Origin of the sequence: Chryseobacterium sp. MYb328, assembly GCF_037572595.1 — a bacterium.
GTDB classification, from domain to species: domain Bacteria; phylum Bacteroidota; class Bacteroidia; order Flavobacteriales; family Weeksellaceae; genus Chryseobacterium; species Chryseobacterium pennae.
In genome coordinates this window covers 57,753-69,938 of sequence record NZ_JBBGZQ010000007.1, presented here as the reverse complement: position 1 = coordinate 69,938, position 12,186 = coordinate 57,753, and the positions used below count along the sequence as shown (strand labels likewise).

The following is a 12,186-nucleotide window of genomic DNA, read 5'->3' as shown; positions in this document are numbered from 1 at the left end:
TTATTTAAATACGTTAAAATTTTTCACTAAGGTAAGAAATATGTATGAATAGAGTATAAAAAACTAAATAAAAATCTTTTATATCTAAATTTATATTACAATATATGTTTATTGATGAAAATTTTAAATAAAGGCTTTTGAACAATAACTCAAAAATTTAGCTTCTCTGTTTTGTTTGAAAAATATTTGTATTTTAGCCAAAATATGTTGTTTTTTAATAAACATATTGTCTCCTGATTAGAATTCAGATAATTTGAATGAAAAAATTAGTAGATTTGCACGGAATAAAAAATAATAAATATTAAGCTCATTCTCTGGAACAAAGTGTGTTTAATGCAATGTAATAGAGAATAACAGGATTTTAGGTTATAAAACTACTGAAACTATGAAGAAACTTTTTTTACTTTTACTAACGGCATTTTTATTTATCGGTTGCAGCTCTGATGATGACACTATCTATGATTATGTAGGAACATGGTCCGGAACATACGAAGGTGGTGATAAAGGAGTGTGGAATTTTGTAGTGGATAAATCAGGAAAAGTATCAGGAACGATGCACTCCGAAGTTAGTAATGACAATTATAATATTTCAGGTAATCTGAGTAATACAGGAGATCTGATTGGAACAGTAGGTCTTCCGTCAAAAGGAGAATTCAAAGGAAAACTTAATCCGGATAAAAAAGGAAACGGAAGTTGGTCAAATACCCTGCCAACTCCGGCACAATACGGAACCTGGAAAGGAGACAAAAAATAACAGAAAAAAGCCTGCAAAACTGCAGGCTTTTTTATTTATACAAATCCCATCCGGGAAATTTCACCATTTTCATTTTTCAGTATTATAAAATAAAGTATAAAACCATCCTGTGAAAAATACTTTTTAAAAGCTATCTGATGCTGGCCCAAAATGAGGTCTTCTTCAGTTTTCTCAACAGTATAATTCTCTGAATTCAACTTTATGGTAATGATTATCGCTTTTCCTGCCTCAGCATTTTCTTTTATACGCAGAGTGTAATCCTGACGTTGAACTTCTAAGGCTACATTTTTTATTTCTCCAAACTGAAAATTTGTAAGGAGTTTCTTTCCTTCTTCAGTTTTAAGTCCGTTCTCAACGGTCCGTTTTCCTTTCTCAGAAATAGCATCCAAATCCTTTATTTCAGTCATCAGTTTTGCAAATTTCTGGTAGAGTAGGGTATCACCTGTTTCTTTCAGGTAAAGATCTATGCTTTTTCTGATGATCTTTCCCATTTTTGAACAATGTCCGAATTCAGAACTGTTCTGTCTTACCTTTTCATAAGACGGATCCTTTTTAAAGGCCGTTTTATTGAACCCGCTTTTCTTCCGAACCACATTTTTTCCATTCAGAGTATAAAAAACCAGGTCACCCACAGCTCCTTTGATCTTAATTAAACTTTCATATGTTGCCATATTCCAAAATTGAACTCAAATATAGCAATAAATAACGGAATTTCAAACTTTAACATATATTTATAATATAGTTGTAGTATAGTTATATTATAATTAAAATATAAAATGTATATTTGTACATCAATCGTTAATCAAGTAAAAATCAGACGAATATGGGATCAGGATTATTTGAAAAAAAATTGAGCATAAAGCAGCTTTCTGTATTGCTGATTGCATCTGCTTTTGTAGTGTCCTGTGGAAGCTCAAAAAAAGTATCTTCCAGCAGGAAATCAGGTTCTAAAACGGTGGTGAAATCCGAAAATCTAAGGAAGCTGGATTCTAAATTTGATGGAAATGTTTCAAGATCCATTAATGATGTATTAAGAGATGCTGAAAAATACCTTGGAACTCCGTACAGATTTGGGGGGAATACCTCTTCAGGTTTTGACTGTTCAGGATTTACCGTAAAGGTTTTTGAAGAAAACGAATTTAACCTTCCAAGAAGATCTTCTGATCAGGCTGAAACAGGAAGAAATATTGATATTAGAGATGTGAAGCCCGGAGATTTGTTGTTTTTTGCAACAGCAGGCGGAAGCAGGGTTTCCCATGTAGGAATTGTTCATGATATTGGCCCGGACGGAGAAGTGAAATTCATCCATGCTTCCACTTCAAAAGGAGTTGTTATTTCATCCCTCAACGAAAAATATTGGAATAAAGCTTACCTTCATGCCCAAAGAGTTTTATAATAGTTTCCATGGAGAACCGGACATTTGCTTTTATCAAAACAGACAAAAAACTGGTAAAGCTTTTTTTTAAAGATATCATTGTCATCAAAGGCCTTGGAAACTATGTCGAAGTTCATACCATAGACGAGAAAAGATATATTTATTATCGGACACTTAAAGACCTTATTGAAAGCCTGCCGGATGAATTCATGCGAGTTCATAACTCATATATTGTGAACCTTACTAATATTGATTCTTTTGAGGATAATCAGCTTGTATGTGGGAATTTAAAAATTACCGTTGCCAAAAGCTATAAAGATTGCCTCCTCAATACCATCAGTAAAATGATGCTTTAAAAATCAATCTGCATATACAAATATACCATACACATCTTATTTCTATCCCTCTGTATAAAAAGTTTTTATTCAATACTTACTAATCATAGTTTTACAGAAACTTATTAGCAAAATGAATAAAAACAAAGCACTGGATTATATTAAAACTAATAATCTTATCGGAATAAAAGCAGGATCAGAAAGACCTGATTTTTTGGAGATCTGGATGGTCGTAGTTCAAAACCGAATTTTTGCCAGATCATGGGGGCTGGCTGAGAGAAGCTGGTATAATACTTTCTTGAAAAGTTCAGTAGGGCAGATCAAATGTGATGATGAAATATATACCATTAAAGCAATAGTTTCTGAAGATATAGAGCAATTAACCGACAAGATTAACCATGCTTACCTTACAAAATATAATTTCGGAAGAAACCGAAAATATGCAATGGGAATCATTGAAGAAAAACATATTGAGAGGACGATGGAGTTTATTATTGATGATGTAAAATAAAGAGAATCTAAATATTTCACAATAGCATGTAAATCAATAGGATAGATAATAGCTCTGTAGGGTCGAAGTTTAATCCGTTCTGAGAATGATTTATCACATTCAATAGGAACGGACTTTAGTCCATGTAATCAATAAAACAAATCAATTCCATTGGCTTTAGCCAAAACATAACAAAAAAAAGCAACTCTTTCCGGAGAGGAGTTGCTTTCATTTGTAAAATAAGCTCTTTGTATAGATTAAGTTTGCTCACAAGCAGAAGTTACAAGTTTGTTTTGTTCGGTTTTTTCCTTTTCTAAAATGTCTTTTGGGAAAGAAAAGAAACTTAGTAAGAATGTAGCTGTAAGAAGTAGAACACTTACCGAAAGGACATACTGAACTCCATAATAAGCACTGACTATTCCTCCAAGAAAGGCACCTAGTGAAATTCCAATATTAAAAGAAGATGTAAGTAAGCTGTTCACAAATTCCAGAGCATGATGAGGAATGTTTTGCGTGGTTCGGATATTTGAAACCAAAAAACCTCCTGTATGAATCATTCCCCAGAAAGACACAATGATAACCATCGGAATAAAAACTCCACCCATGAAGTAAGCCAGAACCTGTACTGAAATCAGCAGGAGTAAAAACAACCTTGTGGTGAGTCTTACATTTCTGCTTAAAGCTATTCCCATAAGCCAGTTGCCGAGAGTTCCCATTCCTCCGAAAAGAAGAAGCATAATGCTGATCTGGGCTCCATTCATTCTGGTGATTTCTTCCAGATAAGCAGTAAGATAAGTGTAACTGGAGAACATAGCGGCTAAAGTACCAATAGTAGAAATAAGATTCATCCACAAGAAAGGATTTTTCAATATGGTTAATTGATTCTGTCCGGATTTTTCTTTTTCTGCAGGTATAGAGGGAATAAAAACCAATAACCCGATAAATGCAATTAAGCTGATGCCACTGCTCAGAAAAAATGAAGCTTTCCAATCGTGAAAGAGGTCAGCTGCATAGGTCGTCATCGGAATACCGAGAACTGTGGCAAGACTCAGTCCCAGCATGACGGTAGAAACTCCTTTTGCACCCTTTTCCTTAAATGCAATAGCAATGGAAATATTCCAGAAAAGTGGATGTAATATTGCTGGTAATATTCGGGCAATCATAAGCATCGTAAAGTTTGTAGAAAAAGCAGATATAATATTGGATAGTACAAATATGCTCATTACAAGGCATAGGAGAAACTTACGGTTTATTTTGCTGGTGAAAGAGGTGATAAAAGGAGAAGACACAGCGACAGTAATGGCAAAAGCGCTCAATAACCATCCAGCTGTATCAATTGATACCCCAAATTGTCTGCTGATGGTAGGAAGAATACCTACAACACCAAATTCAGTAGTAATAATGCCAAAAGCTCCAAGCGCCAGGACATAGATTGATCTTTTCATTGATTTTAAAAATTTTGATGTAGCAAATTTGGACAGAAAAAATGTAAAAAATCAGTATATTTTAATGATAAATAAGTACTTTTACCACATGAAAAGAGAGAATATAGATCAATTGGTTAAAGTTGAATATTATGAAACTGAAAATTGCCCCTTAAAAGGTATTCAATTCTCTTTTTTTCAGATTATATATGTCATTTCCGGAAAAGGTTCTTGTGTAATCAATAACAATATTGCTTCTTATACTAAAGGGAGCCTGTTATTACTGACACCTGAAGATAAACATCACTTGGAAATTAAAGAAAGAACAGAGCTTTTACTCGTAAAGTTCAGTGAGCGTTATGTAAAAGATTATAAATGGAATAACATTAATTCAATAGGATGCCTGCTGTATGGAGCATCTTATCTTTCCGGATGTATTTTGCAGAATAAACCGGATGTTGTTCTGGTGGAATCAATTGCTTCTTCACTTCTTCAGGGGATTCATCATCCGGATATTTATCAGGAAGAACTGACGCTGCATTATGTGAATGCTTTAATTGTGATTGCTGCAAGAAATATATCAAAAATGCGGATTGAACATGTGGCTTCCAACACTGATAAAAGAATTGTTGAAATCATTGATTATATTCAAGGTAATATTCACGATCCGGCCCTTTTAAAAGTCTCTGTAATCGCTCAGAAATTTGGGTTGTCTGAAACTTATCTCGGCAGCTACTTTAAAAATCACAGCGGAGAAACCATTACCCACTATATTCTGAATTATAAATTGAGACTAATTGAACACCGTCTTCTTTTCAGTGATATGAGAGTTAATGAGATTGTTACTGAATTCGGTTTTTCCGATGAAAGTCATCTGAATAAATTTTTTAAAAAGCAGCATAACATGAGCTTGACAGAGTTTAAAAAGCGCAAGTCTATATCTAAATCTAAGGTTTAAATAAACGTATTTAATGTATTGTAATATAATTTTTTAGTTTGTATTATTAAAAGCTGTATTTAGCCCAAATTCAATACATGCGGCTATTGTACAAAATGTACCGGATTGTGCCGGATAAAAGGTTGCAATGATTATTTCTGTACAGTAATTATTGCAATAGTATTGCATGGTAAAATCCTTGAAATTTGTCACAAAAACAAACCATGACAGATTTTATCAGATTCTTTATCCCTATTTATTTTATCCTGTTTTTTTTAGTTTCATTTCTCGGAATCAGCATTGCTGTAGCTAAAAAAATAGGGAAGAACCCCAATGTTTTACCAAAAGATGATTCTGCTTATGCATTGGTAGGATTGTATTTTAAGCTTGTTTTAATGGGTTTATTCATGTATACGTCACTGCTTTTATTATTTCCGGATATAATAATGGATGCGTTCAAAATATCTGTTTTAGATTCTGATGTATTTCAGTATATCGGCATTGCATTAATGATATTTTCTTTTATATGGGTGATTGTGGCTCAGCTTTATATGAAGGATTCATGGCGAATCGGGATTGATGATAAGTTGAAAACTAAGCTCATCACCAATGGTGTATTTTCCTTTTCCAGAAACCCTGTCTTTTTAGGAATGACAGTAAGTCTTATAGGATTCTTCCTCCTTCTTCCTACAATGATTTCTCTGATATTTTTCTTGACAGGAAATATTTTGATACAGGTTCAGATACGCCTTGAAGAGGATCATTTATTAAAACAACACGGAGAAACCTATGAGACTTATAAAAAGAGGGTTGGACGTATGCTGAGTCTTTATTAAAAGCATAAACTTAAAAATCGTTTTGCTGAACTTTTTTGTATCTTTGGCGGGTATAATTTTTCAAACTAATTTAAATAAGAAACATGTCGTTACAACAAACTATTGAAAACATCTGGGATAATAGAGAGCTATTACAAAATGAAGACAGCCAGAAAGCGATCAGAGAGGTTATTTCTTTATTAGATTCCGGAGAACTTCGTGTAGCTGAACCTACGGAAAACGGTTGGCAGGTAAATGAATGGGTGAAGAAAGCAGTAGTAATGTATTTCCCGATCCAGAAAATGGAAACTATTGAAGTGGGTCCGTTTGAATTCCATGACAAGATTCCTTTAAAGAAAAATTATGCGGAAAAAGGAGTAAGAGTAGTTCCTCATGCCATTGCGAGAGAAGGTTCTTTCGTAGCTTCAGGAGTAATTATGATGCCGTCTTATGTAAACATTGGGGCTTATGTAGATTCAGGAACAATGGTAGATACTTGGGCTACAGTTGGAAGCTGTGCACAGATCGGTAAAAACGTTCACCTGAGTGGTGGTGTAGGAATCGGTGGTGTACTTGAGCCATTACAGGCTGCTCCGGTAATCATTGAAGATGACTGTTTCATCGGTTCGAGATGTATCGTTGTAGAAGGAGTACATGTAGAAAGAGAAGCGGTATTGGGAGCAAATGTTGTATTAACGGCTTCTACAAAAATCATTGATGTAACAGGAAGTGAGCCAATCGAAATTAAAGGAAGAGTTCCTGCCCGTTCTGTAGTAATTCCTGGAAGCTATACAAAACAGTATCCTGCGGGAGAATATCATGTTCCATGTGCATTGATCATTGGTCAGAGAAAAGAATCTACAGATAAAAAGACATCTCTTAATGATGCTTTGAGGGAGAATAATGTAGCTGTTTAAGATTAAGTTTTTAAACTAATACCAACCTATTTTGAAAGAAAAATTTCTTAACATACTTTTAAACCCTAAATATATATTTGGGGTTTATATTATTGTAGCCATAGCTACTGCACTTTCTAAATTTTCCAGAGGATATCAGGCAATTAATAACTATTTGATTTTCAAAGGAGTATTTTTCAATACTCTTGATGAGAAAAATCTGTATTTACAGTATCCTGAGCGTTATTCTGATATGAATCATTATGGCATTTTTTTCAGTTTACTGATCGCTCCTTTTGCGGTAATGCCTGACTGGATGGGAATTGCCTTATGGAATGTCGCCAACACAGCCATTTTCCTGTATGCGATTCATAAGCTTCCATTTTCAGATCCTAAGAAGGCACTTTTTGCCTTGTTATGTCTGCAGGAATACATTACTGCTGCTGTAAGTTTACAGTTCAATATTGCTTTAGTAGGGCTTTTAATGTTATCTGCCATATTTATTTATGAAAGAAAAGAAGTACAGTCTGCTACAGCCATTGTGATTGGGATTTTTGTAAAACTTTACGGAATTGTAGGGTTATCTCAGTTTTTCTTTATCAGAAACAAGGTTAAATTTATTCTTTCGGGAATTGTCATTGCCGCAGTATGTTTATGTATTCCGATGATCTATTCCAGTCCGCAGTTCGTGATTCAGAGTTATTCTGACTGGGCAACATCTCTGATTTCAAAAAACAATGATAATCAGGTGTTGGGAAATATGCAGGATATATCACTGATGGGGTTTGTAAGAAGAATTCTGGGGGATGCGTCCATTTCAAATCTTACCTTTTTAGCTTTTGGTGTTCCTTTATTTGCATTGCCGTATATCAGAATAAAGCAGTATAAGAACTATGCATTTCAGTTGATGATTCTGGCTTCTACATTACTCTTTTTAGTATTGTTCAGTTCAGGTTCAGAATCACCAACGTATATTATTGCGGTGGCAGGAGTAATGATATGGTTTACTCTTCAGAAAGAAAAAACACCATTCATTATTGGATTACTGGTGTTTGTCATCATTCTGACCTGTTTTTCACCATCGGATTTATTCCCGAAATTTATCAAGCAAAATTATATCATTAAATATTCTTTGAAAGCCGTACCTTGTATCATCGTTTGGTTGAGAGTTATTTACGAATTAATAACCAAAGATTTCGAAAAGGATTACACTTTAAATTAAGGTATGAAGAAAATTTCTATTGTCATTCCTGCTCATAATGAAGAAGGCAACGTTGCTTTAGTTCATGAAAAAATAAAAGAAGTTTTTTCAGAACTGGAGAATTATGATTTTGAAATCATCTTTGTGAATGATGGAAGCAGAGACAATACACAAGAGAAGTTGGAAGAACTGTCCGGCAAATATGAAGAAGTAAAATTTATTGAATTCTCCAGAAACTTCGGGCATCAGCCAGCTGTAAAAGCAGGAATGGATTGTGCAGATGGAAACGCCGTTATTTCAATGGATGGCGATCTTCAGCATCCTCCTGAGCTGATCCCTGAAATGATTCAGAAGTGGGAAGAGGGGTATGACATTGTGTATACGGTAAGAACCTATCCCAAACAGATTTCTTATTTTAAAAGGAAGACTTCTGATGTGTTCTATAAGCTTTTGTCCAGTCTTTCAGATGTGAACCTTACCAAAGGAGGCGGATCTGATTTCAGACTGATGGATGCCAATGCAGTAGAGGCGATGAGAAGCTTTAAAGAAGATGACCTGTTCCTGAGAGGTCTAACCAGCTGGATGGGCTACAAACAAATCGGAATCGATTTTACAGCAGGAGAAAGAATAGCAGGAGAGAGCAGTTATAACCTGAAAAAAATGCTCAAATTTGCTTTTACAGGAATTACTGCATTTAGTGTAAAACCGCTTTATTTAGCAGCTTATCTGGGCTTTTTATTCTCAGTACTTTCAGTAATTGGATATCTTGCCTATGTTATTCATTCATTTGTGGTGCATACTGAGATCTCAGGCTGGGCATCGTTAATTATGACCATTGTGTTCTTTGGGGGGCTTCAGTTGATTATCCTGGGAATCATTGGTATCTATTTAGGTAAGATCTTTAAACAGGTTAAAGAAAGACCTAATTATATTATAAAAAACAAAAATTTTTAAATGGTTTTATTAAGTTTTGATATCGAGGAGTTCGACATGCCTTTAGAATATAAAGGAGAAATTTCTTTCGATAAACAAATCTCTATATCTCAGCACGGACTTGAAAATATTTTAAATATTCTAAAAAAATACGGAGCAAAAGCGACCTTTTTTTCTACTGTAGTCTTTGCTGAAAACAGTAAACATCTTATTGAAAGGTTGCTTAATGAAGGGCACGAACTGGCTTCTCATACCTGGTTTCATTCAGAATTTGAAAATAAACACCTGAAAGAATCAAGAGAAAGACTGGAAGAATTATTTTCCACAAAAGTGACCGGATTAAGAATGCCGAGAATGATGCCGGTAGATGAAAAAGAAGTGGAGAAGGCAGGGTATTCATACAATTCATCCGTTAATCCTACGTTTTTACCTGGAAGGTATAATAATCTTAAAGTACCAAGAACTTACTTCAAAGAAGGAAATGTAATGCAGGTTCCTGCATCTGTATCGCCTAATTTCAGAATTCCTTTATTCTGGCTAAGCTTTCACAACTTTCCTTTAGCTTTCTATAAAAAGCTAGCTGCTGATGTTTTGAAAAAAGATAACTATCTGAATATTTACTTCCATCCGTGGGAGTTTTCATCTATTAAGGATGAAGCATTTAAACTGCCTGGCTTTACCGTGAAAAATTCCGGACAGGATATGGTGGAAAGATTTGATACCTTTGTAGGATGGCTTAAAGAAAAAGGTCATACTTTTGGTACTTTTCAGGAATTTCAAAAACAGATACACGCATGAAAATTGCTTTTGACGCAAAACGTTTTTTCCATAACACCTCCGGACTGGGCAATTATTCAAGAGATCTGGTAAGGATTCTTTCTCAATATGAGCCGGATAATGAATATCTATTGCTCAACAAAAATAAATCTGAACGGGGGAAAGATATTCTTGACCGCCCTAATGTTAAGTTTGTGGAAACCTCAAAAGGAAACTTTTCACGCCAGCTTAAAATGGGAAAAGATGCCCAGAAACTAGGAGCAGATATTTACCATGGTCTATCCGGTGAATTACCTTTGAAATGGGATCAGAAACCTATTAAAAAAATCGTTACCATCCATGATCTGATCTTTGTGAGATATCCGCAGTATTACTCCTTTTTTGACCGTAAAATTCACTTTTGGAAGTTTAAAAAGGCTGCTGAAATGGCAGATAAGATCATTGCAATTTCAGAACAGACCAAAAGAGATATTATTGAGTTTTTAAAAGTTCCTGAAAGCAAGATTGAAGTCATTTATCAGGGCTGTCATAAAGCGTTTAAAGAACAACAGTCTTCCGAACAGATTCAAGCAGCCAAAGATAAATTTAATCTTCCGGAAAGGTTTATTCTGAATGTAGGAACCATTGAAGACCGCAAGAACCTTCTGAATGTTGTAAAAGCGATCAGAGATACAGGAATTCCGCTGGTAGTCGTAGGAAAGAAGACCAAATATTATCAGAAAATAGAAAGCTTTCTGAAGAAAAACAAAATGGAAAAGCAAGTACATTTTCTGGAAGGAGTTTCTATGGATGAATTGGCTGTAATCTACAAACTTGCTAATATTTTTGTATATCCAAGTTTCTTTGAAGGCTTCGGAATTCCCGTGATAGAGGCGCTTTTTTCAAAAACAGTAGTGGTAACAAGCAATACAAGCTGTCTTCCGGAAGCAGGGGGGAAAGATTCCGTCTATATTGATCCTAAAAATGATCTTGATATCAAGGCCAAGATAAAATTTTTGTGGGAAAATGAATCTGAAAGAAAACGCCGTGAGGAAAAGGGTTTTGAGTTTGTTCAGAAGTTCAATGATGAGCCCATTGCAAAAGATCTGATGAATCTTTATCAAAAAATTATCTGAAAAAACTTTGCATTTTAAAAATAAATCCTACATTTGCATCATAATTCAATACAATGAAACCAATAATTTTAGCATTACATCATTATTATCATCATCTCTGTTAGGCGGAATTGATTGATATATGTTTGTGCTAAAATCAAAAATATTAAAAAAACCGTCTGAGTAAGTAGACGGTTTTTTTGTTTCCTGAATTCTCCTCAGAAATTTCAACAGATCAGCTTTTATTTACTCAGACTCAAAAAAGACGAAATGAGTAAATTAAAAATTGCGATTCAGAAAAGTGGCCGTTTATATGAAGAATCCCTGCAGCTTCTCAAAGACTGTGGAATCTTTGTCAACAACGGAAAAGATCAGCTTAAAGTTTCAGTAGACAGCTTCCCGATGGAAATCATGTATCTCCGGAATTCAGATATTCCTCAATACCTGGAAGACGGAGTGGTGGATGTTGCCATCGTGGGCGAAAATCTTTTAATTGAAAAACAGAAAAAGATTCAGATTGTTGAGAAACTGGGTTTTTCAAAATGCCGTGTTTCCATTGCGGTTCCCAAAGAAATTGAAACTGATGATCCGGCTTACTTTCAAGGCAGAAAAATAGCCACCTCTTATCCTAACACCCTTAAGAATTTTTTAGAAACAAAAGGAATCACATCAGATATTCACGTGATTTCCGGTTCTGTAGAAATTGCTCCAAACATTGGGCTTGCAGACGGAATCTGTGATATTGTAAGCTCCGGAAGTACCTTATTCAAAAACGGATTGAGGGAAACCGTTACTTTATTGAAATCAGAAGCTGTTTTGGCTCAAACACCACAGCTGTCATCCGAAAAAGCTGCTATTCTCAATAAATTTCTTTTCAGAATTCAAGCCGTTTTAAAAGCAAAGAATTCAAAATACATCCTGATGAATGTTCCCAATGATAAGATCCAAAAGGTAGCAGATGTACTTCCGGTACTGAAAAGCCCTACTGTAATTCCATTGGCTGAAGAAGGCTGGAGCAGTATTCATTCTGTGATTGATCAGGAAAGATTCTGGGAAGTTATTGATGAACTGAAAGAAAACGGAGCTCAGGATATTCTCATCATTCCTATTGATAAAATGGTCATGTAAAGTACAAAATAATGAACTGTTAAGAAA

General features: G+C 34.7%; 14 protein-coding genes. 12 read left to right on the top strand and 2 right to left on the bottom strand.

The annotated features are described in order from the left end of the window. Positions 1–385 precede the first annotated feature (385 nt). Positions 386–754, top strand: a complete 369-nt coding sequence (locus tag WH267_RS09225; protein ID WP_115968748.1) for a hypothetical protein — start codon at positions 386–388, stop codon at positions 752–754. Between the two features lie 35 nt (positions 755–789). Here WH267_RS09225 and WH267_RS09220 read toward each other — a convergent pair whose 3' ends face one another. After that, positions 790–1,425 carry a hypothetical protein gene (locus WH267_RS09220; RefSeq protein ID WP_340007597.1) on the bottom strand — a complete coding sequence of 212 codons (636 nt, stop codon included), beginning with the start codon at positions 1,423–1,425 and terminating at the stop codon, positions 790–792. Positions 1,426–1,577: 152 nt separating this feature from the next. On the opposite strand from WH267_RS09220, the gene WH267_RS09215 reads away from it, so the two are divergent. The 3 genes from WH267_RS09215 (at position 1,578) to WH267_RS09205 (ending at position 2,975) form a co-directional block, all read left to right on the top strand. After that, positions 1,578–2,150: a C40 family peptidase gene (locus WH267_RS09215; protein WP_340007595.1), complete on the top strand. Its 573-nt coding sequence runs from the start codon at positions 1,578–1,580 to the stop codon at positions 2,148–2,150. Between the two features lie 8 nt (positions 2,151–2,158). Further along, positions 2,159–2,485 carry a LytR/AlgR family response regulator transcription factor gene (locus WH267_RS09210; RefSeq protein WP_340007593.1) on the top strand — a complete coding sequence of 109 codons (327 nt, stop codon included), beginning with the start codon at positions 2,159–2,161 and terminating at the stop codon, positions 2,483–2,485. A gap of 112 nt (positions 2,486–2,597) precedes the next feature. Further along, positions 2,598–2,975: a DUF2255 family protein gene (locus tag WH267_RS09205; protein ID WP_340007591.1), complete on the top strand. Its 378-nt coding sequence runs from the start codon at positions 2,598–2,600 to the stop codon at positions 2,973–2,975. A gap of 236 nt (positions 2,976–3,211) precedes the next feature. Here WH267_RS09205 and WH267_RS09200 read toward each other — a convergent pair whose 3' ends face one another. Continuing rightward, positions 3,212–4,399: an MFS transporter gene (locus tag WH267_RS09200; protein WP_340007589.1), complete on the bottom strand. Its 1,188-nt coding sequence runs from the start codon at positions 4,397–4,399 to the stop codon at positions 3,212–3,214. Positions 4,400–4,487: 88 nt separating this feature from the next. Between WH267_RS09200 and WH267_RS09195 the strand changes: the two genes are divergently transcribed. From WH267_RS09195 to hisG, 8 genes are all read left to right on the top strand, one after another. Beyond that, the gene (locus WH267_RS09195; RefSeq protein WP_340007587.1) at positions 4,488–5,336 is read left to right on the top strand and encodes an AraC family transcriptional regulator; all 849 of its coding nucleotides are present in this window, start codon (positions 4,488–4,490) and stop codon (positions 5,334–5,336) included. A gap of 203 nt (positions 5,337–5,539) precedes the next feature. Continuing rightward, a complete protein-coding gene (locus WH267_RS09190; RefSeq protein WP_115968742.1) occupies positions 5,540–6,151 on the top strand; it encodes a methyltransferase family protein in 612 nt (203 codons plus the stop codon). Positions 6,152–6,234: 83 nt separating this feature from the next. After that, entirely contained in the window at positions 6,235–7,047 is an 813-nt protein-coding gene (locus tag WH267_RS09185) for a 2,3,4,5-tetrahydropyridine-2,6-dicarboxylate N-succinyltransferase (RefSeq protein ID WP_340007583.1), read from the top strand. Between the two features lie 31 nt (positions 7,048–7,078). Then, on the top strand, positions 7,079–8,248 hold the full coding sequence (locus WH267_RS09180; RefSeq protein ID WP_340007581.1) for a glycosyltransferase family 87 protein: 1,170 nt from the start codon (positions 7,079–7,081) through the stop codon (positions 8,246–8,248). 3 nt (positions 8,249–8,251) lie between these two features. Further along, on the top strand, positions 8,252–9,181 hold the full coding sequence (locus tag WH267_RS09175) for a glycosyltransferase family 2 protein (RefSeq protein ID WP_123319228.1): 930 nt from the start codon (positions 8,252–8,254) through the stop codon (positions 9,179–9,181). Then, positions 9,182–9,958: a polysaccharide deacetylase family protein gene (locus WH267_RS09170; RefSeq protein WP_340007578.1), complete on the top strand. Its 777-nt coding sequence runs from the start codon at positions 9,182–9,184 to the stop codon at positions 9,956–9,958. Then, positions 9,955–11,052, top strand: coding sequence for a glycosyltransferase family 4 protein (locus WH267_RS09165; protein ID WP_340007576.1), 1,098 nt, complete (start codon positions 9,955–9,957; stop codon positions 11,050–11,052). Before WH267_RS09170 ends, WH267_RS09165 begins: the two co-directional genes overlap by 4 nt. A 249-nt stretch (positions 11,053–11,301) precedes the next feature. Further along, a complete protein-coding gene (gene hisG / locus WH267_RS09160; RefSeq protein ID WP_123319225.1) occupies positions 11,302–12,159 on the top strand; it encodes an ATP phosphoribosyltransferase in 858 nt (285 codons plus the stop codon). Positions 12,160–12,186: the final 27 nt, after the last annotated feature.

What these genes read in the sequence shown, in the direction of transcription:
- WH267_RS09225 (WP_115968748.1), top strand. Translation starts at nt 386, where the DNA reads ATGAAGAAACTTTTTTTACTTTTACTAACGGCATTTTTATTTATCGGT.
- WH267_RS09220 (WP_340007597.1), bottom strand. Translation starts at nt 1,425, where the DNA reads ATGGCAACATATGAAAGTTTAATTAAGATCAAAGGAGCTGTGGGTGAC.
- WH267_RS09215 (WP_340007595.1), top strand. Translation starts at nt 1,578, where the DNA reads ATGGGATCAGGATTATTTGAAAAAAAATTGAGCATAAAGCAGCTTTCT.
- WH267_RS09210 (WP_340007593.1), top strand. Translation starts at nt 2,159, where the DNA reads ATGGAGAACCGGACATTTGCTTTTATCAAAACAGACAAAAAACTGGTA.
- WH267_RS09205 (WP_340007591.1), top strand. Translation starts at nt 2,598, where the DNA reads ATGAATAAAAACAAAGCACTGGATTATATTAAAACTAATAATCTTATC.
- WH267_RS09200 (WP_340007589.1), bottom strand. Translation starts at nt 4,399, where the DNA reads ATGAAAAGATCAATCTATGTCCTGGCGCTTGGAGCTTTTGGCATTATT.
- WH267_RS09195 (WP_340007587.1), top strand. Translation starts at nt 4,488, where the DNA reads ATGAAAAGAGAGAATATAGATCAATTGGTTAAAGTTGAATATTATGAA.
- WH267_RS09190 (WP_115968742.1), top strand. Translation starts at nt 5,540, where the DNA reads ATGACAGATTTTATCAGATTCTTTATCCCTATTTATTTTATCCTGTTT.
- WH267_RS09185 (WP_340007583.1), top strand. Translation starts at nt 6,235, where the DNA reads ATGTCGTTACAACAAACTATTGAAAACATCTGGGATAATAGAGAGCTA.
- WH267_RS09175 (WP_123319228.1), top strand. Translation starts at nt 8,252, where the DNA reads ATGAAGAAAATTTCTATTGTCATTCCTGCTCATAATGAAGAAGGCAAC.
- WH267_RS09170 (WP_340007578.1), top strand. Translation starts at nt 9,182, where the DNA reads ATGGTTTTATTAAGTTTTGATATCGAGGAGTTCGACATGCCTTTAGAA.
- WH267_RS09165 (WP_340007576.1), top strand. Translation starts at nt 9,955, where the DNA reads ATGAAAATTGCTTTTGACGCAAAACGTTTTTTCCATAACACCTCCGGA.
- hisG (WP_123319225.1), top strand. Translation starts at nt 11,302, where the DNA reads ATGAGTAAATTAAAAATTGCGATTCAGAAAAGTGGCCGTTTATATGAA.